The following is a 24,372-nucleotide window of genomic DNA, read 5'->3' as shown; positions in this document are numbered from 1 at the left end:
CTGGAGGGCAGATGGCAGACACCGCTTCGATCGGGGTGAAGGTGCGGGACAAGGTCGTCGTCATCACCGGCGGGGCCCGCGGGATCGGGCTGGCCACCGCGACCGCGCTGCACAAGCTGGGCGCCAAGGTGGCCATCGGCGACATCGACGAGGTGCGGGTGAAGGAGTCCGGCGCCGCGCTGGACCTGGACGTCTACGGGAAGCTCGACGTCACCGACCCGCACTCGTTCTCCGATTTCCTCGACGAGGTCGAGCGCCAGCTCGGCCCGATCGACGTGCTGGTCAACAACGCCGGCATCATGCCGCTCGGCCGGGTCGTCGACGAGTCCGACGCCGTCACCCGACGGATCCTGGACATCAACGTCTACGGCGTGATCCTGGGCAGCAAGCTGGCGCTGGCGCGGATGATTCCGCGCGGGCGGGGACACGTCATCAACGTCGCCTCGCTGGCCGGCGAGACCTACCTGGCCGGGGCGGCCACCTACTGCGCCAGCAAGCACGCCGTCGTCGGCTTCACCGATGCCGCCCGCATCGAATACCGCCGGTCCGGGGTGAAGTTCTCGGTGGTCAAGCCGACGTTCGTGAACACCGAACTGATCGCGGGCACGTCGGGCGCCAAGGGCGTCAGAAACGCCGAACCGTCCGACATCGCCGACGCGATCGTCAAGCTGGTGGCCCACCCGCGGCCACGAGTGCGGGTCACCAGAACCGCGGGCGCGATCATCGCCTCGCAGAAGTTCATGCCGCGCGCGCTGTCGGAGGGCCTGAACCGGCTGCTCGGCGGCGAACACGTCTTCACCGACGCCGTCGACGTGGAAAAACGGCAGGCGTACGAGGCGCGGGCCCGCGGCGAACAGTAGCCGGGGACGAGCATTCTTCACCGAAGGCGCGCAGAATCGGCTCGGTGAGCCTAGAAACCTCAACCACCACGCCCGCCGGATCTCCGCTCTCCGACCGCGAACTGGACCTCATCGACAAGTATTGGCGCGCCGCCAACTACCTGTCGGTGGGGCAGATCTACCTGCTGGACAACCCGCTGCTCAAAGAGCCGCTGAGCGCCGAGCACGTCAAGCCGCGGCTGCTGGGGCACTGGGGCACCACGCCCGGGCTGAACCTCGTCTACGCGCACCTGAACCGGATCATCCGCAACCGCGACGCCGACGTCATCTACGTGACCGGACCGGGGCACGGCGGGCCGGGCCTGGTCGCCAACGCCTATCTGGAAGGCACCTACAGCGAGGTGTACACCGGCATCGAAGAGGACGCCGAGGGATTGCGAAAACTGTTCCGGCAGTTCTCTTTTCCCGGCGGCATTCCTAGCCACGTCGCGGCCCAGACGCCGGGATCGATCCACGAGGGCGGCGAGCTGGGCTACGCACTGGTGCACGCCTACGGCGCCGCCTTCGACAACCCGTACCTGGTGGTGGCCTGCGTCATCGGCGACGGCGAGGCGGAGACCGGGCCGCTGGCCGCCGGCTGGCACTCCAACAAATTCCTCAACCCCGTGACCGACGGCGCCGTGCTGCCCATCCTGGCGCTCAACGGCTACAAGATCGCCAACCCGACCGTGCTGGCCCGCATCCCGCACACCGAGCTGGAAGCGCTGTTGCGCGGCTACGGCTACCGGCCGATCACCGTCGCCGGTGACGATCCGACCGACGTGCACCGTCAGCTGGCCGCCGCCCTCGACGAGGCGTTCGACGGCATCGCCGCCATCCAGGGCGCGGCGCGCGGCGGCGGTGAGGTGCAGCGGCCGGTGTGGCCGATGATCGTGCTGCGCACCCCCAAGGGCTGGACCGGGCCGAAGGTGGTGGACGGCAAGAGGGTTGAGGGCACCTGGCGGTCGCACCAAGTGCCGCTCGCCGAGACGCACGACAACCCCGAACACCGCGCCCAGCTCGAGGAGTGGCTGCGCAGCTACGGTCCCGAGCAGCTGTTCGACGACGACGGGCGGCTGCGGGCCGAGCTGCGGGCGCTGGCGCCCACCGGTGATCGCCGGATGAGCGCCAACCCGCACGCCAACGGCGGGCTGCTGCTGCACGACCTCGACCTGCCCGACTTCCGCGACTACGCGGTGCCGGTGACCCGGCCGGGGTCGGTCACCCACGAGGCCACCCGGGTGCTGGGCACCTTCCTGCGCGACGTGATCGCCCGCAACAAAGACCGGTTCCGGATGATGGGGCCCGACGAGACGGCCTCCAACCGGCTCGACGCCGTCTACGGCGCCACCGAGAAGGTGTGGTTGTCGGCGACCGAGCCCGACGACGAGCACCTGGCGCCCGACGGCCGGGTGATGGAGGTGCTCTCCGAGCACCTGTGCCAGGGCTGGCTGGAGGGCTACCTGCTGACCGGGCGGCACGGCCTGTTCAACTGCTACGAGGCGTTCGTGCACATCGTCGACTCCATGCTGAACCAGCACGCGAAATGGCTTGCGACCAGCCGGGAATTGCCGTGGCGGCGGCCGATCGCGTCGCTGAACTACCTGCTGACGTCGCACGTGTGGCGCCAGGACCACAACGGCGCCTCGCATCAGGACCCCGGGTTCATCGACCTGGTCGCCAACAAGCGCGCCGAGCTGACCCGGGTGTACCTGCCGCCGGACGGCAACACGCTGCTGTCGGTGGCCGATCACTGCCTGCGCAGCCGCGATTACATCAACGTGATCGTCGCCGGCAAGCAGCCCGCGCTGGCCTACCTGGACATGGACGCCGCGATCGCGCACTGCACCCGCGGGCTGGGCATCTGGGACTGGGCCAGCACCGCCCGATCGATTGGCGCCGAACCCGATGTGGTGCTGGCCTGCGCGGGCGACATCCCGACGCTGGAGACGCTGGCCGCCGCCGACATCCTGCGCCGGGAGCTGCCCGACCTGGCGGTGCGGGTGGTCAACGTCGTCGACCTGATGCGGCTGCAGCCCGACTCCGAGCACCCGCACGGGCTGCCGGACCGCGAATTCGACGCGCTGTTCACCAGGGACCGGCCGGTCATCTTCGCCTACCACGGCTACCCCTGGCTGATCCACCGGCTCACCTATCGCCGCGCCAATCACGCGCAGCTGCACGTGCGCGGCTTCAAGGAACGCGGCACCACCACAACGCCTTTCGACATGGTGATGCTCAACGACCTGGACCGCTTCCACCTCGTCATCGACGTGCTCGACCGGGTGGAGGGGCTGGCCAGTCGCGCCGCGATGCTGCGCCAGCGCATGGTCGACGCCCGGCTCGCCGCGCGGATGTACACCCGCGAGCACGGCGAGGACGACCCGGCGATCGCCAATTGGACCTGGGAGCCGAGCGAGCGGAACTCACGTAGTGAGTGACGGGAGCGAGACGACCCATTGAACTTGGGAGCCGAGCGGCTGAGATTCGCGTGACGGCAATCGCATGCCCCCTCGCGCCGTTGGCCGCCGGTAAACTGGCCGGATGCGTGACGCCACCGCGACAGCCGACCTGCAGGCGTCCCAGCCCCCCGGGTTGCACCGGTTCCGGATCCATCTCGACATCGCCGTCGTCGTGGTGGTGCTGGTCCTGACCAACCTGGTCGCGCACTTCACCACGCCGTGGGCGAGCATCGGCACCGTCCCCGCCGCCGCCGTCGGGCTGGTCATCCTGATGCGCTATCGCGGGCTGGGCTGGACCGACCTCGGGCTGGGCCGTGACCATTGGAAATCCGGAGTGGGCTATGCGCTGGCCGCCGTGGCGGTGGTGGCCGCGGTGATCGCGATCGGGGTGCTGCTGCCGGCGACCCGGCCGATGTTCATGAACAACCGCTACGCCACCATCTCCGGGGCGATGATCGCCTCGATGGTTGTCATCCCGGTGCAGACCGTCATCCCCGAGGAGCTGGCCTTCCGCGGCGTGCTGCACGGCGCCCTCAACCGGGCCTGGGGCTTCCGCGGCGTCGCCCTGGCGGGTTCGCTGCTGTTCGGCCTGTGGCACGTTGCCACGTCGTTCGGCCTGACCAGCGGCAACGTCGGGTTCACCCGACTGTTCGGCGGCGGGATGGTGGGCATGATGGCCGGGGTGACCGGGGCGGTGCTGGCCACCGGGGCCGCCGGGTTCGTGTTCAGCTGGCTGCGCCGGCGCAGCGGCAGCCTGATCGCGCCCATCGCCCTGCACTGGTCACTGAACGGGCTCGGTGCGCTGGCGGCCGCGTTCGTCTGGCATCTGTCCACCTGAGGGCCGAGGCCGCTCAGACCAGCAGCACCGCCGCACCGGCGATGCGCCCGGCGCTCAGATCCGCCAGCGCCCGATCCGCTTGTCCGAGGGGATATTCCGGCGTGGTGACGCTGATGTGATGCGTGCCCGCGAAGTCGAGGAAGGCCCGCGCGTCGGCCCGGGTGTTGGAGGTGACCGAGCGCACCTGGCGCTCCTGGAACAGGTGGCGCTGGTAGTTCAGCGACGGGATGTCGGACAGGTGAATGCCGGCGATCGCCAGGGTGCCGCCGCGGTCCAGCGCCGCCAGCGCGGGCAGTACCAGATCGCCGACGGGGGCGAACAAGATGGCGGCGTCCAGCGGGACGGGCGGCGGGTCGGCGGCGCCCTGCGCGGAGGCGGCGCCGAGTTCGATCGCCAGCTCGCGGGCCCGCTCGCCGCGGGTCATCACGTGCACCTCGGCGCCCTGCGCCAGGGCGACCTGCGCGGTGATGTGCGCGCTGCCGCCGAAACCGTACAGGCCCAGCCGTCCGCCCGGCGGTAGCTGGGCGCGCAGCAGCGCCCGGTAGCCGATGATGCCGGCGCACAACAATGGGGCGAGCTCGCTGTCGCTGTAACCGCCGGGCAGTGGGTGCGCGAACGCCGCTGGCACGGTCGCGAATTCGGCGTACCCACCGTCGGCGTCCCAACCGGTGTAGCGGGACTCGGGGCACAGGTTCTCGTCGCCCCGCCGGCAGTATTTGCACACCCCGCAGGTGTGGCGCAGCCAGGCGATGCCCACCCGGTCCCCGACGCCGAACTCGTCGCCGGCCTCGGCGCCGACTTCGATGACCTCGCCGACCACCTCATGACCGGGCGTGACCCGGTCGCGGTGCACGGGTAGGTCGCCCTCGGTGACATGCAGATCGGTGCGGCACACGCCGCACGCACGCACCGCGACCAGCAGGTCGGACGGCCCGGGGCGCGGCACCTCGGTGGTCACTTCCTCGAGCGGATGAGTGTCCATCGGACCGGGCCGACGCACCCGCCAGGCGCGCATCGCCGTGGTGGTCACCGAAGAAGACATCACCCCATCATGCCGCTAACCACCACGGCCGCAACGGGTTAAGGCGATTACGTCCTGCGCACCATGCCGACGATCCAGAGCAGGATCACCGAACCGAGCAGCGCGGTGAAGAAGGTGAAGATGAGCCCGCCGCCCGCGGTGTTGACGAAGAAGCTCAGGATGAAGCCGCCGATCAGCGCGCCGACGATGCCGATCACGATGTCCATCCACGATGTCCATCAGGATGCCGGCGCCGCTACCCCGGACGATCTTGCTGGCCAGGGCACCGGCCAGGCCGCCGATGATGATGTAGCCGATGATGCCGACGCTGGTCAGCGTGGTGGAGCGGGCCAGGTATTCGGTGGCAGCAGTGACGTCCATGAGGATCTCCTCGCAATCGCTGGCAAAGCCCAGCTGTTTGCTGGGCCGTCACTTCGGTATACCCAGTTTGGGTCACGAATCGAGTGACGAATCGGCGACGGTTGATCAACCGGTTGCCGACGCGACGGCCCGGACTCGTCGGTCGCTCAGGCCGAGAGGGTCTGCTGCGGTGTCGGTGTGGGGGTGGGGCTAACCTCGACGGCCGGCGCCTGGCCCGGTGCCGGCGCGGGCGCGCCGGGTGCTGCCGGGGCCCCCGGGGCTGCTGGAGCCGGAGCCGCCGGTGCGGGCGCGCCAGGAGCCGCCGGGGCGCCCGGTGCCGGCGCGCCTGGAGCCCCTGGAGCCGGTGCCCCTGGTCCGCCCGGAGCCGCCGGCGGGGCGGGCGGCGGCGTCCACGCCTGGATCGACTCGGCGAGCGCCTTGGCCGCGACCTTGTCCACCGGGTCGTTCGAGGTGCCCAGCCAGACGACGAACCAGCGTTGCGCGTTGCCGCCGTTGGCCGAACCGATGACGCCGGTCCAGATCTGACCGTTCGGCTTGGACGCGTCGCTGAATTTCACCTCGTAGTACGACGCGCTGCCGGTGCTTCCGTTGGCGCCGTTGAGCGGGGTGCTGTCCTGGTTGATGCGGGTGCCGGGATAGGGCATGAAGAACTCGCCCATGTCCGAGCCCAGCCGCACCGCGGCCTTGGCGTTGTTGGCTTCCGCACTGGCGTAAAGCTTTTGGTCGAGACGGCCCATCACGATGCGGGTGTCGTTGGCAACCGGGGGCGGCTGGTCGGGCATCGGCGGCGGGCCGGTGACCTTGCTCAGCAGCGCCGAGCCGTAGTCGAGGTGAGACGCGTCGGACTCCACCCAGCCGGCGGGCAGCACGTAGCTGAACCCGCCGACGGCGTTGGGGATCCGCCCGGCGTTCGGGTCGGCCGGCGGGGGCGGCGGCGCGTTCGGGTCGACGGGCGGCGGTGGTGCCCCGTTCGGCGGCGCCGGTGGTGCCCCGTTCGGCGGTGCCCCCGCCGGTGGTGGGGCCGCGTTGGGATCATTCGGCGCCGGCGCGGCGGGCGCCGGTTGCCCGTTGGGCGCCGGGGCGGCGGGTGCCGGTTGCGCGTTGGGTGCCGGTTGCCCGTTGGGCGCCGGCGCGGCGGGCGGGGCGGTCGCCGTGCTCGGGGGGACCGGGGTCGGGACCTCGGGATCGGCATGCGAGGTCGCCGGCAACGCGATGGCGACGGCGCTGGCGCCGCTCACCGTGGTGATCGCCAGCGTCGTCCACAGTCCTTTGCGGCGTGTCGAGGTCGCTTCCACCTGATCCATGGCGACGAACCTACCGTGTTACCGCTGTGACGCAAGGAGCATTGCGGACTAATGCAGTGCGGTTTCACTGATGTTGGCAATGTGCAATCTGCGGAGCGCGGCCGCGCCGGGCGGGCACCGTTCAGCGTTCCGCCGCGGCCGTTGCCGGATACAGCACCACTTCATGGGCTTTGACCGAGAACCACACCCGGTCCCCCGGCGTCAACCGCAATTCCGAAGCGGCGTCCACGGTGATCTCGGCCGCCAGCCCCGGCGCGCCGTCGGGTTGCTGAGCGCCGCGCACCAACACCGCCGCCCCGCGGACGTCCATCTCGGCGACCGTCACCTCGACAGTGTTGCGGGGACTGCCGTGCGGCTGCTCGCGATAGACGGCCACCGCCGTCGGCGGGAAAACCGCGACGGCGCGCTGGCCGGACGCGAGCGGGCCGGCGGGCGCCGCCGGGGCGGCATACCAGCGGGCACCGGAGCGCGCGAGCAGGGCACCGTCGCCCTCGGCGGTCCCGTTGACCAGGTTCACCCCCGCGACCCGTGCCGCGAAATGACTGCGCGGCGCGGTCAAAACGTCAGCCACCGGGCCGATTTCGGCGATCCTGCCGGATTCGAGCACCAGCACCCGATCGGCCAACGTGAACACGTCCAGCAGGTCGTGGGTGACCAGCATCGCCGCGCAGCCGATGCGGGTGACGACCCTGCGCAGCACCGCCCGGATCGCCGCGGCCGCCGCGACGTCGAGACCGGCCAACGGCTCGTCGAGCAGCAACACGTCGGGTTCGGCGGCCAGCGCCCGCGCGATCGCGACCCGCTGCGCCTGCCCGCCGGAGAGTTGTCGCGGTTTTCGGTCCGCGAGCGGCTCGGCGTCCACCTCCCGCAGCCAGCGCAAGGCGGTGGCCTTCTCCGCCCGGCGGCCCCGGCGCCACATCGGCCGGCGACTGTGCGGCCCGAACGCGACGTTGGCGGCGACGCTCATATGCGGGAACAGCAAGGCGTCCTGCAGCAGCAGTCCGACCCGGCGGTCGTGCGTCGGCACGTCGATCCCGGCCGCGGTGTCGGTCAACACCCGGTCCCCCACCCGCACCAGCCCACGGTCGGGGCGCAACAGCCCGGCGATGACGTGTAGGGCCGTCGACTTGCCCGCGCCGTTGGGACCCAGCACCGCCAGCACCTCCCCGGCGGCCACCGAGAACTCCACCTCGAAGCGCCGTTGCGAGACGACCGCGCGCAGCTGCAATTCGCTCATGGCCGGCGGCTACCTGGCGTCGGTCCCGGTCAGCCGGCGAGCGCCCAGCCCGAGCACCACCACGGCCGCCACCGCCACCAACAGGATGGACAGCGCCACGGCCGCGTCGGCGTCGGTCACCCGCTGCAGGTAGATCTCCAGCGGCAGGGTGCGGGTGACGCCCTGCCGTGATCCGGCGAAGGTCAGCGTCGCGCCGAACTCACCCAGCGAGCGGGCGAACGCCAGCACCGCCCCGGACACGACACCGGGCAACAGCAGCGGCAGGGTGACGCGCCACCAGACCGTGGTGGGTCGCGCGCCCAGTGTCGCGGCCACCACCTCGAAATCGGCGCCCGCGGTGCGCGCCGCGCCCTCGAGCGAGATCACCAGAAACGGCAGCGACACGAAGGTCTGCGCCAGCACCACGGCGGTGGTGCTGAACGCAACGCTGATACCCGCGGCTTCCAGGTAGTGCCCCAGCAGCCCGAGCCGGCCGAACGCATACAACAACGCGATCCCGCCCACCACGGGCGGCAGCACCAACGGCAGCAGGATCAGGGGCCGCAGCGACCGGACCAGCCGCGTCCCGCCGCGGGCCAGCACCAGCGCCATCGGCACCCCCAGCGCCACGCACAGCGCGGTGCTGGCGGCGGCGGTCCTCAGGCTCAGCAGCAGCGCCGTGCGCGACGACGGGCTCGTGATCAGCGACCAGAAGTGCGGCCAGTCCACCTTGACCGCGATCGCCAACAACGGCAGCACCACGAACATGGTCCCGGCCGCCGCGGGAAGGTACACCCAGCGGGGCAGCGCCGTGCCGCGTCTGCTAATGCCTACCCCTTTGCCTTGTCTGCCTCGTTCGGCCCGCCGACGAATAGGTGGGGCCGCCGGTTATTCGCTGCACAGCATGTCAGGTACGGCCGAGACGGGCGAAAGAGGACCCCCGGCGGTCCGACGCGGACCGGCGCCTTATTAGCCGGACGCGAGCACCCCATTGGTCTCGTCTGCTGACGCATTTTCCCGCGCGGCGCGGCGAGCGCGATTTTCCCGGAGTGCTTGCTGTGCGGACTCCAGGGTGATCTTGCGCGGATCGACCCCTTCCCGCTTGAAGCCTTCGACGGCAATCGGCAAGTACAGGAACTTCAGCGGGACAACACGCTCGAGAATCGCGTACAGCCGTCGATACATCCGCATGAAGCGGCGCGCGATCTCCTCGTCCTCGGGGGTCCACTCCAAATTGAACAGCTCCTGCACGTGGGGCGGGAAACTGTTGACGACGACTTGCCGCCGACCCGCCACCCAGGGCCACACGAACTTCTTCATGACCGGAGGCCACCACCGCGGCGGCACGCGGCGCTCCATGAATTGCTCCAGCATGACCTGGGTCACCTGAGAGTTCACCAAATGATTGCGCTCGATGTTGTCCAGATAGCGCTCGAAATCGTCGTAGGTGGCCGGCTGGGGACTGTCGTCCACCCCCCACATGCTGTACCACTCCTTGGATTCCTCGAATATCTGCTCCTTCATCGCACGCGGCATGGCCCCGTCGAAATACAGCTGTTCAACCACCTTGAGCAACAGATGATAGAAAAAGGTGACATGCCCAAAATAGAAGGTGTCGGCGTTCAACGCATGAAAGGTGCCGTCCTGCAGGGTGCCCTTGATGGACTTGTGCATGTTCCGAGTCTTCAGGCCGTATTTCTTCGCATCCTCCGGCGCGTCGTACACCGTGCCATAGATGTACTCACGAGATCTCTGACGCCGTACCTTATATATCTTGGAGCGTGCACCGAACGAACTGTCACCGGTAAAAAGAACGGAACTCGACGTCGCTTTCGCCATCTGCGGCCACGCCCCGGCAATGGTGCCCACGACTCCACTGCCGAAAAAGATCACATCAAGCCGTCCCCAATACTTCCATGTCAGGGAACCAGGGGGAATTGGATGCTGAGAAAGGTCTTTCCGCGACAAGCTGTTGTCGCCGGTGAATTCCGTAACCCTGGCTTCGTCCGGAACGACCAGCTCCGGATCGAATGTTGTCTGCATGATTTTCTTGAGTGCCCTGATGCCACGGACCGCCATGCCGAACTCCCTTGCGTTGCCGATACCCGCTACTTGGTTAACCCAGCGGCGCAGGAAGTTTGACCGCGCGACAATGCGGTGATCGAAGGTCCTCCCCTGCCACGGTCAGGATGCTAGCGATTCGGCTAAGCCCGCGCGGTCGATTCGCGAGGTCGTCCGCAAATATGCAACGCGAAGAGGGATCGCGTGGGAAATATGAGGTGCCGCCGGCGGCGCGCAATCGCAGGAATTTCGGCTTTGCCCTTGGCGCCGTGCGCGGTCAGGGTTTGGCGAAGCCGGCCTGGGCCAGGATCTGCTGCCCGGGCGGGGAGGTCACCAGGTCGACGAAATTCCGCGCCTGGGTGGCAAGCGGCGCCTGCTTCAGCACACCGATCGGGTACACGTTCACCGCGCCGGCGGCCTCCGGGAAGTTCACCGTCGCCACCTTGCTCCCCGCGGTCCTGGCGTCGGTGACGTAGACCAGCGCGGCGTCGGCCTGGCCGCTGGTGACCTTGGTGAGGGCGTCGGTGACGCTGGGCTCCTCGCTGACGGGGTTGAGGTGCACGCCGGTGCTGTCCTCCACGCGGTGGGCCGCCGCCCCGCAGGGCACCGGCCGCTGGCAGGTCACCACGGTCAGCCCGGGCCTCGCCAGGTCGGCGAACGACCCGATCCGCTTCGGGTTGCCCGGCGCGGTGACGATGACCAGGGTGTTGGAGGCGAAGTTCGTCGGGTCGGCGGCGAGCAGGCCCGCCTTGGCGACGACGTCCATCTGCGCGGTGTCGGCCGAGGCGAACACGTCGGCCGTCGCTCCCTGGGTCAGCTGGGTGGCCAGCTCGGAGGAGCCGGCGAACTCGAATTCGATTCCGGTACCGGGGTTTTGGGCCTTGAACCGCTCGGCGATCTGGGTGAACGCCGGTCGCAGTGACGCGGCCGCGAACACCATCAGTTTGCCCGCGGTCGGCGGCGGCTGAGATTTGGAGCCACACCCGGTCATACCGGCAATCAGCACCACCGACAGCAACCCGGTCAGGATCCCGATCCGCCGCATGGAAGCACCCTAGCCCGCCGCTGATGCGGGCCGCGTGGCGGTGCTGCCTCCGCAACCAAGGCGCAAGACAGCGGTGCCCGGGCCGTCCCGAAATAGTTATCCAAATGTTCCGCGCGTCGCGGCGGTCGGAATTTCCCCGACTAGCTACCGTCCAGTAACATATCTGGAACTGATGCCATCACGCGCTGGGATCTCAGGCCGTTGACGGGGGCCGCGGTGTTGCTACCGCGCCGAACCGCCAGCGCCCGGGTTCCCGGTTGAGGACGAGGAGGTCATGGCGGTGGAGGTGCTGGTTACCGGCGGAGACACCGAGCTGGGACGCGCGGTGGCCGAGGGCTTCCGCGACGACGGCCACAAAGTGACCCTGGTGGGTGCGCGCAAGAGCGATCTGGAGATCGCCGCCAAGGAGCTCGAGGCCGAGGCGATCGTCTGCGACACCACCGACCCGGCCGCCCTGGAACAGGCCCGCCCGCTGTTCCCGCATCACCTGGACACCGTCGTCCACGTGCCGGCACCCAGCTGGGAGGCCGGCGATCCGCGCACCTACTCGATCGCCGACACGGCCAGCGCATGGCGCAATGCCCTTGACGCGACGGTGCTTTCGGCCGTGCTGACGGTTCAGACCGTGGGCGACCACCTGCGCTCGGGCGGCTCGATCATCAGCGTGGTGCCGGAAAACCCGCCCGCGGGCAGCGCCCAGGCCGCGGTCAAAGCGGCGTTGTCGAATTGGACGACGGGACAGGCAAGCGTGTTCGGCACCCGCGGCATCACCGTCAACGCGGTGGCCAGCGGCCGTGGCGCCCAGCCGGGCTACGACGGGCTCTCCCGCAGCCCCGCGCCGGTGGCCGCGGAGGTCGCGCGCCTGGCGCTGTTTTTGACCAGTCCGGCCGCACGGCACATCACCGGCCAGACCCTGCATGTGAGCCACGGCGCGCTGGCGCATTTCGCCTGAGGCGTAACGCCGCACCCTTCTCGCCGACCGGGCCGATCGTTACGGTGATGACCGTGGCTATCCGACTTGGTCTGCAGATTCCCAACTTCTCCTACGGCACCGGGGCCGAGCAGCTCTTCCCCACTGTCATTGCCCAGGCCCGCGAGGCCGAATCCGCGGGATTCGATTCGGTTTTCGTGATGGACCACTTCTACCAACTGCCGATGCTGGGGTCGCCCGATCAGCCGATGCTGGAGGCCTACACCGCCTTGGGGGCGCTGGCCACGGCCACCGAGCGGGTCCAGCTGGGCACCCTGGTCACCGGCAACACCTACCGCAACCCCACCCTGCTGGCCAAGATCATCACCACGCTGGACGTGGTGAGCCAGGGCCGCGCGATCCTGGGCATCGGCACCGGCTGGTTCCAGCTCGAGCACGACCAGTTGGGCTTCGAATTCGGCACCTTCACCGACCGGTTCAACCGGCTGGACGAGGCACTGGAGATCATCCTGCCGATGATCAGAGGCGAGCGGGCAACCTTCGAAGGCAAGTGGTACCGCGCCAGCGATGCGTTCGCGAATCCCCGCTACCGGGACCGCATTCCGCTGATGATCGGCGGCAGCGGCGAGAAGAAGACGATCCCGCTTGCCGCAAGGCATTTCGACCACCTCAACGTGATCGCCGGGTTCGACGAGCTGCCCCGCAAGCTGGACGCCGTGCGGCGGGCCTGCGAGCAGGTGGGCCGCGATCCCGCGACCCTGGAAACCAGCACTCTGACCACGGTGATGATCGACGACAACGCGAGCCTCGATCAGATCCCCGCCGAGATGACCCAGCGCATGGTGGTCGGCAACCCGGATTCGGTCGCCGACCAGATCAAGACCAAGGTGATCGACGCCGGAATCGACAGCGTGATCATCAACCTGCCCTTCTACACCCCCGGCATCGTCCAGGCCGCCGGCGAAGCGCTGCGCCCCCTCGTCGGCGCATAGGCGTTGAGGCCGGAGCACCCCCGAGTCGCGGATCCCTCGCGGCGCGGCGATACTTCCGTTAGCAGCGTTCACCTGCGCCACAACCGCGCAGCGCGGGAGTAAAGCCGGGAAGGCCATGACCAAACGAGCATCGGCGGCGGCGATCGCCGTCGGGGTGGCGTTCGCCCCGACGGCCGTCGCGCATGCCGACAACAACGGGATCGCGATGGCCATCTCCGATTCCACCGGGCACATCAGCATTGCCGACGGCGCCGCGAGCCAGGGCGCGGCGGAGAAGGCGGCGATGGACACCTGCCGCAAGAGCATCAGCGACTGCCGCCTGTTGGCCAGCGGCCAGGGTGGCTGCATGGCGCTGGTGCTGAACGCGTCGAAATCCAAATACTTCGGGGCCTGGGGGCCGACCCGGGAGGAGGCCGAGGCGGCGGCGCTGGCGCGGGTGCCCGGCGGAACGGTTCAAGAGGGCCACGACCATTGCGCGGGAGAAGGTTCGCCGCAATGACGGCGGGGTGATTCGTCGGCTGATAACTTCGCCACACCGTGCGCTGCCGACCTGGAGTGATACTGCTGGTGTGGTTGATTACACATGTTGTGAGTTAGGTTTCGGGGTATCCGCCTGACTAGCGTGGTGGCTGAGTGCAGTCGCGCGTCCAGAAGCCCCCGTCAGGAGCAGCGGAAACATGAGCCCCCATTCAGGAAGCACAGCTGGACCCGAGCGTCGGCATCAAGTCGTCATCATCGGGTCAGGGTTCGGCGGCCTGAACGCGGCGAAAAAGCTCAAGCACGCCAATGTCGACATCAAACTGATCGCCCGCACCACCCACCACCTCTTCCAGCCACTGCTGTACCAGGTGGCCACCGGCATCGTGTCCGAGGGCGACATCGCCCCACCCACCCGGGTGGTGCTGCGCCGGCAACGCAACGTGCAGGTGCTGCTCGGTGACGTCACCCACATCGACCTGGCCGGCAAGTTCGTCGTCTCCGACCTGCTCGGCCACACCTACGAAACTCCTTACGACACTTTGATTGTCGCCGCCGGCGCGGGCCAGTCGTATTTCGGCAACGACCATTTCGCCGAGTTCGCGCCGGGCATGAAGTCCATCGACGACGCGCTCGAGGTGCGCGGGCGGATCCTGAGCGCGTTCGAACAGGCCGAGCGGTCCCGCGATCCGGAACGACGGGCCAAGCTGCTGACCTTCACCGTGATCGGAGCGGGCCCCACCGGCGTCGAAATGGCCGGCCAGATCGCGGAATTGGCGACCTACACGCTCAAGGGCTCTTTCCGGCACATAGATCCGACCAAGGCGCGGGTGATCCTGCTCGACGCCGCGCCCGCCGTGCTGCCGCCGTTCGGCGACAAGCTGGGCAAGCGCGCCGCCGATCGGCTGGAGAAGATGGGGGTGGAGATCCAGCTGGGCGCGATGGTCACCGACGTCGACCGCAACGGCATCACCGTCAAGGACTCCGACGGCACCGTCCGACGCATCGAATCGGCCTGCAAGGTGTGGTCCGCCGGCGTATCGGCCAGCCCGCTGGGCCGCGACCTGGCCGAGCAGTCGACGGTCGAGCTCGATCGGGCCGGGCGGGTCAAGGTGCTGCCCGACCTGTCCATCCCCGGCCACCCCAACGTCTTCGTGATCGGCGACCTGGCCGCCGTCGAGGGCGTGCCCGGCGTGGCGCAGGGCGCCATCCAGGGCGCCAAGTACGTCGCCAACACGATCAAGGCCGAACTTGGCGGCGCCGATCCGGCCGAGCGGGAGCCGTTCCAGTACTTCGACAAGGGCTCGATGGCAACGGTGTCGCGCTTCTCGGCGGCCGCCAAGATCGGCCCCCTGGAATTCAGCGGCCTGTTCGCCTGGTTCGCGTGGCTGGTGCTGCACCTGGTGTATCTGGTCGGCTTCAAGACCAAGGTCAGCACCCTGCTGTCCTGGACGGTGACCTTCCTGAGCACCCGGCGCGGCCAGCTGACCATCACCGAGCAGCAGGCGTTCGCCCGCACCCGCCTCGAACAGCTGGCGGTGTTGGCCGCCGAGACCAAGCGGCCCGCGGCCCGGCGAGCCAGCTAGCCGCCCGGCCGTATCGGCCAAACCCGTTGCGGCACAACGGCCTTCAGTGAACCCGGGCGAAGGCGTTGCTCGCCAGCATGATTCGTGGGGTTTTCGGCGTGCGCCGATCAGGCATTGCGAACCTCGAGATTCTGCAGCCGCACCTGACCCCGGGCGACGACGCGGTCGTCGTCGTCGGTGATGGTGACCAACCACAGCTGCTGGCTGCGGCCCCGGTGGATGGGCTCGACCACGCCGTACACCGTGCCCGAGCCGATGGAACGCAAGAAGTCGGTGTTGTTGTTGACCCCCACCACATTCCCGCCGCCGCGGGTGGCCAGCCAGGTGTAGGCGGCCACACTGGCCATGCTTTCGATCATCGAGCAGTAGACGCCGCCGTGGACGAGTCCCATGGGCTGCAACAACTTCGGGGTGACTTCGAGCCGGGCGCGGGCGCCGTCGGGGCTGAGTTCGGTGAACTGCAGCCCGATCTCGCGGTCGAAGGGTGCGGAAAAGTCGGGCGGGATGATCGCTTCCTGCGGCTCTGACACGCTCCCGTGTCTACACCATCGCCCAGGCGGGCCGGCGCGGCGGGACGGCGATGTCGCCGATACCGGCCCCAGAAACGGCTGAGCCCCGTGCACAGGGCACGGGGCTCGCCGATCGAGTAGACCGGGGGTCACTGCAGCCCTCAGGACTCTCACGCGGTCCGTTATCGCTCGACGGGATTTAGAATAGGCAAGGCTGCCCTAACTTCGCAAGGGGTATTGTTCAACTTGTCCCGGAAAGTCCGGGAAAGTCCCGGAAAGTCCCGGGACGCACCGGAAAGCCCCGGAAAACCCCCCGGGATCCGGTGCGGGCCGGTGCGGGCGGGTGCCGCCCACGGTGCCGGCACAGGCATTTGTCAGCGTTCCGTACGACCGCCGGTAGTAAGCCGGAGTACGCTGGTTTCGACGCTCAGGAGATGGAACGAACTATGGCCAAACTGACACGGCTGGGGGATCTGGAACGGGCCGTCATGGACCACCTGTGGTCCACCCCCGAACCTCAGACCGTTCGCCAGGTCCATGAGGCGTTGTCGGCCCAGCGTGACCTCGCTTACACCACGATCATGACCGTGCTGCAACGGTTGGCCAAGAAGAACCTGGTCTCCCAGATCCGCGACGACCGGGCACACCGGTACGCCCCGGTGCACGGCCGCGACGAGCTGGTGGCCGGCCTGATGGTGGACGCGCTGGCCCAAGCCGAGGACTCCGGCAGCCGGCAGGCCGCCCTGGTGCACTTCGTCGAGCGCGTCGGCGCCGACGAGGCCGAGGCGCTGCGCCGCGCACTCGCCGAACTGGAAGCCAATCAACGCAATAACTCGGCATCTGCTGGCGCCGGCCCGGAGGGCTGAGGGACACTAACAGGGTGTCCGCCCTGGCCTTCACCATTCTCGCGGTGCTGCTAACCGGCCCGGTGCCGGCGATGCTGGCCCGCGCGCGCTGGCCGCTGCGCGCTCCCCGCGCCGCGATGGTGTTGTGGCAGGCCGTCGCGCTGGCCGCGGTCCTCTCGGCGTTCAGCGCCGGGATCGCCATCGCCACCCGGGTGCTGGTGCCCGGTCCCGACGGGCGGCCCACCACCAGCATCCTCGGCGCCGAGGGCCGCCTCGGGTGGCCGCTGTGGACGGCATACATCGGCGTCTTCGCGCTGACCGTGCTGGTCGGCGCCCGATTGATGGTCACGGTGGTGCGGGTGGCCATCGCCAATCGCCGCCGGCGGGCCCATCACCGGATGGTCGTCGATCTGGTCGGGATGGGCCACGGCGCCGCGCTGTCCCAGCCCTGCAGCCGCACCCGCGATCTGCGGGTGCTGGACGTCCCGCAACCCCTGGCCTACTGCCTGCCGGGAGTGCGCAGCCGGGTGGTGGTCAGCGAGGGCACCCTGAGCACCCTGGCCGACGCCGAGGTGTCCGCCATCCTCACCCACGAGCGGGCGCACCTGCGGGCCCGCCACGACCTGGTGCTCGAGGCATTCACCGCGGTGCACGCCGCGTTCCCCCGGCTGGTGCGCAGCGCCAACGCGCTGGGCGCGGTGCAGCTGCTGGTCGAGCTGCTCGCCGACGACGCCGCCGTGCGCGCCGCCGGCCGCGCTCCCCTGGCCCGGGCGCTGGTCGCCTGCGCATCCGGGCGGGCGCCATCGGGCGCGCTGGCCGCCGGCGGCCCCAGCACCGTGGTCCGGGTGCGCCGGCTCGGCGGGCGCGGCAACAGCCCCCTGCTCTCGGCGGCCGCCTACCTGGCCGCCGCGGCGGTGTTCGTGGTGCCCACCGTCGCCCTAGCGGTGCCGTGGCTGACCGAGCTGGAACGCCTGCTCAACCTCTGACGCCGCCGGGACCGGTCACCCGGTGATCGGGCGCTGTGCCACAGTGTCACCGAAAGCTTTTTGCCGAGACCCCAATTGAGAGGCGAAGACATGAGTTCGTCGGTTACCCCGTCGCGTCCCACCACCGGCACCGCCCAGATCGGCGTCACCGGGCTGGCCGTGATGGGTTCGAACATCGCCCGCAATTTCGCCAGGCACGGCTACACCGTGGCGCTGCACAACCGGTCGATCGCCAAAACCGACGCGCTGCTGAAAGAGCACGGCGACGAGGGCGAGTTCGTGCGCTGCGAAACCATCGCCGAATTCCTCGACGCGCTGGAAAAACCGCGCCGCGTGATCATGGTCAAGGCCGGCGACCCCACCGACGCGGTGATCAACGAGCTCGCCGACGCCATGGAGCCCGGCGACATCATCATCGACGGCGGCAACGCCCTCTACACCGACACCATCCGCCGGGAGCAGGCGATGCGCGAACGCGGCCTGCACTTCGTGGGCGCCGGCATCTCCGGCGGCGAGGAGGGCGCGCTCAACGGCCCGTCGATCATGCCCGGCGGCCCGGCCGAGTCCTACCGGTCGCTGGGCCCGCTGCTCGAGGAGATCTCCGCGCACGTCGACGGGGTGCCGTGCTGCACGCACATCGGCCCCGACGGGGCCGGGCACTTCGTCAAGATGGTGCACAACGGCATCGAGTACTCCGACATGCAGCTGATCGGTGAGGCCTACCAGCTGCTGCGCGACGCGCTGGGCAAGACCGCCGAGCAGATCGCCGACGTGTTCGACGAATGGAACTCCGGCGACCTGGACAGCTTCCTGGTCGAGATCACCGCGCAGGTGCTGCGCCAGACCGACGCCAAGACCGGAAAGCCGCTCGTCGACCTCATCCTCGACGAGGCCGAACAGAAGGGCACCGGCCGCTGGACGGTCAAATCGGCGCTGGACCTCGGCGTGCCGGTGACCGGCATCGCCGAGGCGGTGTTCGCCCGCGTGCTGTCGGGCTCGGTGGCCCAGCGCAGGGCCACCACCGGGCTGGCGTCGGGCCGACTCGGCGAAAAGCCAAGCGATGCAGCACAGTTCACCGAGGACATCCGCCAGGCTTTGTACGCGTCCAAGATCATCGCCTACGCGCAGGGCTTCAACCAGATCCAGGCCGGCAGCGCCGAATACGGCTGGGACATCACCCCCGGCGACCTGGCCACCATCTGGCGCGGCGGCTGCATCATCCGGGCCAAGTTCCTCAACCGGATCAAGGACGCCTTCGACGAGAACCCCGACCTGCCGACCCTGATCGTCGCGCCGTATTTCCGCAGCGCGATCGAGGCCGCCATCGACGGCTGGCGCCGGGTCGTGGTCACGGCCACCCGGTTGGGCATCCCGATCCCCGGCTTCTCCTCGGCGCTGTCCTACTACGACGCGCTGCGCACCGAGCGGCTGCCCGCCGCGCTCACCCAGGGTCTGCGGGACTTCTTCGGCGCGCACACCTACGGGCGCATCGACGAGGACCCCGACAAGCGCTTCCACACGCTGTGGAGCGCCGACCGCCGCGAAGTGCCGGCGTAACGGGGCCACACTGGAGGCCGTAAGGGGGCTGGACCTGCGATGAGGTTTCTCGACGGGCATCGACCCGGATACGACCTGACCTACAACGACGTCTTCATCATGCCGAACCGTTCGGAGGTGCCGTCGCGCTTCGACGTCGACCTGTCCACCGGCGACGGCTCGGGCACCACGATCCCTGTCGTGGTCGCCAACATGACCGCGGTGGCCGGGCGGCGGATGGCCGAGACGGTGGCCCGGCGCGGTGGCCTGGTGATCCTGCCGCAGGACCTGCCGATCACCGCGGTGCAGCAGACGGTGCAGTTCGTCAAGAGCCGCGACCTGGTGCTCGACACTCCGGTGCTGCTCGAGCCCGACGACTCGGTGTCCGACGCGATGGCGCTGATCCACAAGCGTGCGCACGGCGTGGCGGTGGTGGCCTTCGAGGGCCGCCCGCTGGGACTGGTGAGCGAATCGTCGTGCCTGGGCGTGGACCGCTTCACCCGGGTGCGCGACGTCGCGATGACCGACTTCGTGGTGGCCCCGGTGGGCACCGAGCCGCGCAAGATCTTCGACCTGCTCGAGCAGGCGCCCATCGGCGTCGCGGTCGTCACCAACGCCGACGGCACGCTGGCCGGCGTGCTGACCCGCACCGGAGCCGTGCGCGCCGGCCTGTACACCCCGGCCGTCGATGCGCAGGGCCGGTTGCGGGTGGGCGCGGCGATCGGCATCAACGGCGACGTGGGGGCCAAGGCGCGGTCACTGGTCGAGGCCGGAATCGACCTGCTGGTGATCGACACGGCGCACGGGCATCAGGTCAAGACGCTGGAGGCGATCCGGACCGTCGCCTCGCTCGAGCTGGGGGTGCCGCTGGTGGCGGGCAACGTGGTTTCGGCCGACAGCACCCGCGACCTGCTGGGCGCCGGGGCGAACATCGTCAAGGTGGGCGTGGGGCCGGGCGCGATGTGCACCACCCGGATGATGACCGGCGTGGGCCGCCCGCAGTTCTCCGCTGTTGTCGAATGTGCTTCGGCGGCAAGGGAACTGGGTGGACATGTATGGGCCGACGGCGGCATCCGGCACCCGCGTGACGTGGCGCTGGCGCTGGCCGCCGGGGCGTCGAACGTGATGATCGGATCGTGGTTCGCCGGCACCTACGAGTCGCCCGGCGACCTGATGCGCGACCGCGAGGACCAGCCCTACAAGGAGAGCTACGGCATGGCGTCCAAGCGGGCGGTGGTCGCCCGCAGCGGCGCGGAGACGGCCTTCGACCGGGCCCGCAAATCGCTGTTCGAGGAAGGCATTTCGACGTCGCGGATGGGTCTCGACCCGGCCCGCGGCGGCGTCGAGGATCTGATCGACCACATCACCTCGGGCGTGCGCAGCACCTGCACCTACGTCGGGGCCGCCACCCTGGCGCAGCTGTACGAACGGGTCGTGGTCGGGGTGCAGTCGACCGCGGGCTTCGCCGAGGGGCATCCGCTTCCGCTGGGCTGGTGACACGCCGGCGCGTGCGGCGCGACGCGCCGGGGGTCGGCTAGTAAGGCTAGCCTTGCCTAATGCGGCCTGCTAACCTACTGCGCCATGACCTCCTCCGCCTCCCCCGCTCCGACCGGGGCCACGCCCGCGGGCTCACCCGAAAACCACGTCAGCGCCGAGCTTCTCGGCATCCTGCGCGACGACCTCAACGTCGACGTGTCCCGGGTGACTCCGGACGCCCGGCTGGTCGACGACGTCGGGCTGGACTCGGTGGCGTTCGCGGTGGGCATGGTGGCCATCGAGGAACGGCTCGGGGTCACGCTGACCGAAGAGGAACTGCTGAGCTGCGAGACCGTCGGCGACCTGCAGGCCGCGATCGCCGCGGAACCCCGCGAAACCCGCGATGAGTGAGCTGGCCGCGGCGCTGACGGCCGCGATGCGCACCGGCGGCAGCGATCTGGTGGTCTTCGACCGCGAGTCGGCGGCCTGGCGCCGCCATCGGTGGCCGGAGGTGCACGGACTGGCCGAGGGCATCGCCGCGTGGCTGCTCGACCGGGACCGACCCGCCGCCCTGGGGCTGGTCGGCGAGCCGACCCTCGAGTTCGTCGCCGCCATCATGGGCGCCTGGCTGGCCGGCGCCGGCGTCTCGATCCTGCCCGGGCCGGTCCGCGGGGCCGAGGGTCGGCGTTGGGCCGACACCACGCTGACCCGCTTCGCCGGGATCGGCGTGCGCACCGTCCTGAGCCACCGCTCCCACCTGGACGCATTGCAAGCCCTGGACCCGTCCCGCCCGGACGAGATGGTCGTCGAAGACCTTGGCGTCGCGGCCAATACCGGCCGCCGCTGCCCCGACCCGCCGGCCCCGCACGCGAATCCGGCGATCCTGCAGGGCACCGCCGGGTCCACCGGCACGCCCAAAACCGCGGCGCTGTCCCCCGACGCGGTACTGGCCAACCTGCGCGGCCTCAACGCCCGGCTCGGGGTGACTCCCGCCGACGTCGGCTGCTCGTGGCTGCCGCTCTACCACGACATGGGGCTGTCCTTCCTGCTCGCGTCCGCGCTGGGCGGAATGTCGTTGTGGCTCGCGCCCACCTCGGCTTTCACCGCCTCGCCGTTTCGCTGGCTCGCGTGGTTGTCGGAGAGCCGGGCCACCATCACCGCGGCGCCGAACTTCGCCTACAACCTGGTCGGCAAATATGCCCGCCGGGTCTCCGGCGTCGACCTGGGCGCCCTGCGGGTGGCGATCAACGGCGGGGAGCCGGTCGACTGCGCCGGCTTCGAGCGCTTCGCAACCGCCATGGCCCCGTTCGGTTTCGACGCCGGTGCCGCCACCCCGTCCTACGGCCTGGCGGAGTCGACGTGTGCGGTCAGCGTGCCGGCGCCCGGCACCGGGCTGCGGTTCGCCGACGTCAGCGACGAGACCGGGACGCGCCGGCACGCGGTGCTGGGCGAGCCGATCCCCGGCACCGAGATCCGGATCTCGCCGCGCCACGACGCACCGGACGGCATCGGCGAGATCGAGATCCGGGGCGCGTCGATGATGGACGGCTACCTGGGTCACGCGCCGATCGACCACCAAAATTGGTTTCCCACCGGCGATCTCGGCTTCTTCTCCGACGGCGGGCTGGTGGTGTGCGGCCGGGCCAAGGAGCTGATCACCCTGGCCGGCCGCAACATCTTCCCGACCGAGATCGAGACGGTCGCCGCCCAGGTGCCCGGCGTGCGGGAAGGCGCCGTGGTGGCGCTGGGCACCGGCGAGAATTCCGCGCGCCCCGGCCTGATCATCGCCGCCGAATTCGCTGGCCGCGATCGGGCGGGCGCGCGCGCCGAGGTGATCCAGCGGGTCGCATCGGTGTGCGGCGTCGTTCCCTCCGATGTGATCTTCATGGCACCGGGGTCGCTGCCCCGAACCTCGTCGGGCAAACTACGCCGCCTGGACGTGCGGCGCTCATTGGAGGCGGTGGACTAAGTGACGACCCTGTCCGCGGCAACAACGGCCGACATCGACCACTACCGGACCGTTCTCGCCGGCGCCTTCGACGATCAGGTGCTGGAGTGGACGCGCGAAGCCGAAGCGCGGCAACGGTTTCCGCGCGAGCTGATCGAACACCTGGGCGCCCGCGGTGTGTTCAGCGAAAAGTGGTGCGGCGGAATGCTTCCCGACGTCGGCAAGCTCGTCGAACTTGCCCGAGCGCTCGGCCGGCTGTCGTCGGCGGGCATCGGGGTGGGGGTCAGCCTGCACGACTCGGCGATCGCCGTCCTGCGCCGGTTCGGCAAGTCGGACTACCTGCGCGACATCTGCGAGCGGGCAATCGCGGGGCAGGCCGTGCTGTGCATCGGGGCCTCCGAGGAGTCCGGCGGCTCCGATCTGCAGATCGTGCGCACCGAGATGTCTTCCCGCGACGGCGGTTTCGACGTCCGCGGGGTCAAGAAATTCGTCTCCCTGTCCCCCATCGCCGATCACATCATGGTGGTGGCGCGCAGCATCGACCACGACTCGGCCAGCACACACGGCAACGTCGCGCTGATCGCGGTCCCGACCTCCCAGGCCAGCGTTCAGCGACCCTATGCCAAGGTCGGCGCCGGACCGCTGGACACCGCCGCGGTGCACATCGACACCTGGGTACCCGCTGACGCGCTGGTCGCCCGGGCGGGCACCGGGCTGGCGGCCATCAGCTGGGGGCTGGCGCACGAGCGGATGTCGATCGCGGGGCAGATCGCCGCGTCGTGCCAGCGGGCCATCGGGATCACGTTGGCCCGCATGATGACTCGCCGGCAATTCGGCCGCACGCTGTTCGAGCACCAGGCGCTGCGGCTGCGGATGGCCGACCTGCAGGCCCGCGTCGACCTGCTGCAGCACGGGCTGAACGGCATCGCCGCACAGGGACGGCTGGACCTGCGCGCCGCAGCCGGCGTCAAGGTGACCGCGGCCCGGCTCGGCGAGGAGGTGATGTCGGAGTGCATGCACATCTTCGGCGGGGCAGGCTATCTGGTCGAGGAGACACCGCTCGGGCGGTGGTGGCGCGACATGAAGCTGGCCCGGGTCGGCGGCGGCACCGACGAGGTGTTGTGGGAGTTGGTCGCCGCCGGCATGGCGGCCGACCATGGCGGCTATCGGTCCGTGGTGGGGGCGTCCAGCGCGTAGAGCGCCATCCGCCGGTTCGTCGTGTCGTGTTCGCCGAGGAACCGGCAGCCGGCGTACTCGCACAGCCGGCGCGCGGTGGTGTTGCGGTGGTCGGGGTCGAACATCACCCGGCGGCACCGCGGCTCGGTCGCGAAGACGCTGGCCACGATCCGGGGCAGCAGCATCGGTCCCAGTCCCCGGTTCACCAGTTTCACGTCGGCGATGGCGGCGTGCAGTCCCAGATCGTAGGGCTCGGCGTCGTAGTAACGCGAGATGAGATCCTTTGCGCCCCAATACAGTTCAAGGTAGGCGAGATCCACACCGCGCATGCTTCCGATCAACGGCAGCGAGTAGCTGCCCTGAAGCTGGGCGCCCAGATGCCGCCGCCACCGCGGGGTCGGCCAGTCGTACTCCCAGGCCGCGGCCAAGTGCGGTCGGTTCATCCACTCGGCCACCATGTCGGCGTCGCCGAGCCGCGCCACGCGCAGGGCGAACGGCGGATCCAGGTGGGGCACGGGCGGACGGGGAATGCGCGCGACCGCGTCGGGGATGTCGGACCGCTCGCGCGGCAGGATCTGGACGGGCTGCTCGGCCGGGTCAGTCTGGGCTGGGTCAATCTGGGCTGGCGCGCTCTCGGCTGGGGCGTCGGACATAGTGCGCCGAGCCTACCCGAGTAAGGGTAGGCATACCGAAGTCGCCTCCGG

The 24,372-nt window shown here is 69.7% G+C and carries 22 protein-coding genes and 1 pseudogene; 14 read left to right on the top strand and 9 right to left on the bottom strand.

Annotated features, from left to right (window positions below; all coding sequences use genetic code 11):
* The first annotated feature begins 11 nt into the window (after positions 1 to 11).
* The 3 genes from MAA44156_RS07745 to MAA44156_RS07735 all read left to right on the top strand — a co-directional run bounded on the left by MAA44156_RS07745 (position 12) and on the right by MAA44156_RS07735 (position 4,178).
* Positions 12 to 860 carry an SDR family oxidoreductase gene (locus MAA44156_RS07745; RefSeq protein WP_023880074.1) on the top strand — a complete coding sequence of 283 codons (849 nt, stop codon included), beginning with the start codon at positions 12 to 14 and terminating at the stop codon, positions 858 to 860.
* Between the two features lie 44 nt (positions 861 to 904).
* Complete coding sequence (locus tag MAA44156_RS07740; RefSeq protein ID WP_009976983.1) at positions 905 to 3,319, top strand: phosphoketolase family protein; 2,415 nt, start codon at positions 905 to 907, stop codon at positions 3,317 to 3,319.
* A gap of 103 nt (positions 3,320 to 3,422) precedes the next feature.
* Positions 3,423 to 4,178: a CPBP family intramembrane glutamic endopeptidase gene (locus MAA44156_RS07735; protein WP_009976984.1), complete on the top strand. Its 756-nt coding sequence runs from the start codon at positions 3,423 to 3,425 to the stop codon at positions 4,176 to 4,178.
* A gap of 13 nt (positions 4,179 to 4,191) precedes the next feature.
* Here the strand turns inward: MAA44156_RS07735 and MAA44156_RS07730 are convergent, their stop codons facing one another.
* From MAA44156_RS07730 to modA, 7 genes and pseudogenes are all read right to left on the bottom strand, one after another.
* Positions 4,192 to 5,220, bottom strand: coding sequence for a zinc-binding alcohol dehydrogenase family protein (locus MAA44156_RS07730; RefSeq protein ID WP_033716489.1), 1,029 nt, complete (start codon positions 5,218 to 5,220; stop codon positions 4,192 to 4,194).
* 47 nt (positions 5,221 to 5,267) lie between these two features.
* Positions 5,268 to 5,580, bottom strand: a pseudogene (locus MAA44156_RS07725) (GlsB/YeaQ/YmgE family stress response membrane protein).
* 146 nt (positions 5,581 to 5,726) lie between these two features.
* Positions 5,727 to 6,884: an alanine and proline-rich secreted protein Apa gene (locus tag MAA44156_RS07720; protein WP_011725101.1), complete on the bottom strand. Its 1,158-nt coding sequence runs from the start codon at positions 6,882 to 6,884 to the stop codon at positions 5,727 to 5,729.
* A gap of 121 nt (positions 6,885 to 7,005) precedes the next feature.
* Entirely contained in the window at positions 7,006 to 8,121 is a 1,116-nt protein-coding gene (locus tag MAA44156_RS07715; RefSeq protein ID WP_009976991.1) for a sulfate/molybdate ABC transporter ATP-binding protein, read from the bottom strand.
* Between the two features lie 9 nt (positions 8,122 to 8,130).
* Complete coding sequence (locus MAA44156_RS07710) at positions 8,131 to 8,868, bottom strand: ABC transporter permease (protein ID WP_085988255.1); 738 nt, start codon at positions 8,866 to 8,868, stop codon at positions 8,131 to 8,133.
* 201 nt (positions 8,869 to 9,069) lie between these two features.
* Positions 9,070 to 10,179: an oxygenase MpaB family protein gene (locus tag MAA44156_RS07705; protein WP_003876531.1), complete on the bottom strand. Its 1,110-nt coding sequence runs from the start codon at positions 10,177 to 10,179 to the stop codon at positions 9,070 to 9,072.
* A gap of 259 nt (positions 10,180 to 10,438) precedes the next feature.
* Complete coding sequence (gene modA, locus MAA44156_RS07700) at positions 10,439 to 11,206, bottom strand: molybdate ABC transporter substrate-binding protein (RefSeq protein WP_009976993.1); 768 nt, start codon at positions 11,204 to 11,206, stop codon at positions 10,439 to 10,441.
* A gap of 274 nt (positions 11,207 to 11,480) precedes the next feature.
* Between modA and MAA44156_RS07695 the strand changes: the two genes are divergently transcribed.
* The 4 genes from MAA44156_RS07695 to MAA44156_RS07680 all read left to right on the top strand — a co-directional run bounded on the left by MAA44156_RS07695 (position 11,481) and on the right by MAA44156_RS07680 (position 15,192).
* Entirely contained in the window at positions 11,481 to 12,158 is a 678-nt protein-coding gene (locus MAA44156_RS07695; RefSeq protein ID WP_009976994.1) for an SDR family oxidoreductase, read from the top strand.
* 47 nt (positions 12,159 to 12,205) lie between these two features.
* On the top strand, positions 12,206 to 13,129 hold the full coding sequence (locus tag MAA44156_RS07690) for an LLM class F420-dependent oxidoreductase (RefSeq protein WP_023880082.1): 924 nt from the start codon (positions 12,206 to 12,208) through the stop codon (positions 13,127 to 13,129).
* 115 nt (positions 13,130 to 13,244) lie between these two features.
* Positions 13,245 to 13,628, top strand: coding sequence for a DUF4189 domain-containing protein (locus tag MAA44156_RS07685; protein WP_003876527.1), 384 nt, complete (start codon positions 13,245 to 13,247; stop codon positions 13,626 to 13,628).
* A gap of 178 nt (positions 13,629 to 13,806) precedes the next feature.
* On the top strand, positions 13,807 to 15,192 hold the full coding sequence (locus MAA44156_RS07680; RefSeq protein WP_009976996.1) for an NAD(P)/FAD-dependent oxidoreductase: 1,386 nt from the start codon (positions 13,807 to 13,809) through the stop codon (positions 15,190 to 15,192).
* Between the two features lie 107 nt (positions 15,193 to 15,299).
* Here the strand turns inward: MAA44156_RS07680 and MAA44156_RS07675 are convergent, their stop codons facing one another.
* The gene (locus MAA44156_RS07675) at positions 15,300 to 15,722 is read right to left on the bottom strand and encodes a PaaI family thioesterase (protein WP_009976997.1); all 423 of its coding nucleotides are present in this window, start codon (positions 15,720 to 15,722) and stop codon (positions 15,300 to 15,302) included.
* 425 nt (positions 15,723 to 16,147) lie between these two features.
* Here MAA44156_RS07675 and MAA44156_RS07670 point away from each other — a divergent pair, with 425 nt between their 5' ends.
* From MAA44156_RS07670 to mbtN, 7 genes are all read left to right on the top strand, one after another.
* Positions 16,148 to 16,567 carry a BlaI/MecI/CopY family transcriptional regulator gene (locus tag MAA44156_RS07670; RefSeq protein ID WP_009976998.1) on the top strand — a complete coding sequence of 140 codons (420 nt, stop codon included), beginning with the start codon at positions 16,148 to 16,150 and terminating at the stop codon, positions 16,565 to 16,567.
* A gap of 14 nt (positions 16,568 to 16,581) precedes the next feature.
* Complete coding sequence (locus MAA44156_RS07665; protein WP_156649244.1) at positions 16,582 to 17,532, top strand: M56 family metallopeptidase; 951 nt, start codon at positions 16,582 to 16,584, stop codon at positions 17,530 to 17,532.
* 90 nt (positions 17,533 to 17,622) lie between these two features.
* Positions 17,623 to 19,089 carry an NADP-dependent phosphogluconate dehydrogenase gene (gene gndA / locus MAA44156_RS07660; protein ID WP_009977004.1) on the top strand — a complete coding sequence of 489 codons (1,467 nt, stop codon included), beginning with the start codon at positions 17,623 to 17,625 and terminating at the stop codon, positions 19,087 to 19,089.
* 39 nt (positions 19,090 to 19,128) lie between these two features.
* The gene (locus MAA44156_RS07655; protein ID WP_009977005.1) at positions 19,129 to 20,565 is read left to right on the top strand and encodes a GuaB1 family IMP dehydrogenase-related protein; all 1,437 of its coding nucleotides are present in this window, start codon (positions 19,129 to 19,131) and stop codon (positions 20,563 to 20,565) included.
* 84 nt (positions 20,566 to 20,649) lie between these two features.
* Positions 20,650 to 20,955, top strand: coding sequence for an acyl carrier protein (locus tag MAA44156_RS07650; protein ID WP_009977006.1), 306 nt, complete (start codon positions 20,650 to 20,652; stop codon positions 20,953 to 20,955).
* Positions 20,948 to 22,513 (top strand): long-chain-fatty acid--ACP ligase MbtM, encoded by a 1,566-nt coding sequence (mbtM, locus tag MAA44156_RS07645; protein WP_009977007.1) that lies wholly within the window; start codon positions 20,948 to 20,950, stop codon positions 22,511 to 22,513. Before MAA44156_RS07650 ends, mbtM begins: the two co-directional genes overlap by 8 nt.
* Positions 22,514 to 23,689 (top strand): mycobactin biosynthesis acyl-ACP dehydrogenase MbtN, encoded by a 1,176-nt coding sequence (gene mbtN / locus MAA44156_RS07640; protein ID WP_009977008.1) that lies wholly within the window; start codon positions 22,514 to 22,516, stop codon positions 23,687 to 23,689. It begins immediately after the preceding gene.
* Here mbtN and MAA44156_RS07635 read toward each other — a convergent pair.
* A complete protein-coding gene (locus MAA44156_RS07635) occupies positions 23,656 to 24,321 on the bottom strand; it encodes a GNAT family N-acetyltransferase (protein ID WP_003876518.1) in 666 nt (221 codons plus the stop codon). The genes mbtN and MAA44156_RS07635 overlap by 34 nt on opposite strands.
* Positions 24,322 to 24,372: the final 51 nt, after the last annotated feature.

The organism is Mycobacterium avium subsp. avium (genome assembly GCF_009741445.1).
Lineage (GTDB): Bacteria > Actinomycetota > Actinomycetes > Mycobacteriales > Mycobacteriaceae > Mycobacterium > Mycobacterium avium.
The sequence above is the reverse complement of the archived record's forward strand: the minus strand, read 5'-3'. Positions and strand labels throughout refer to the sequence as shown.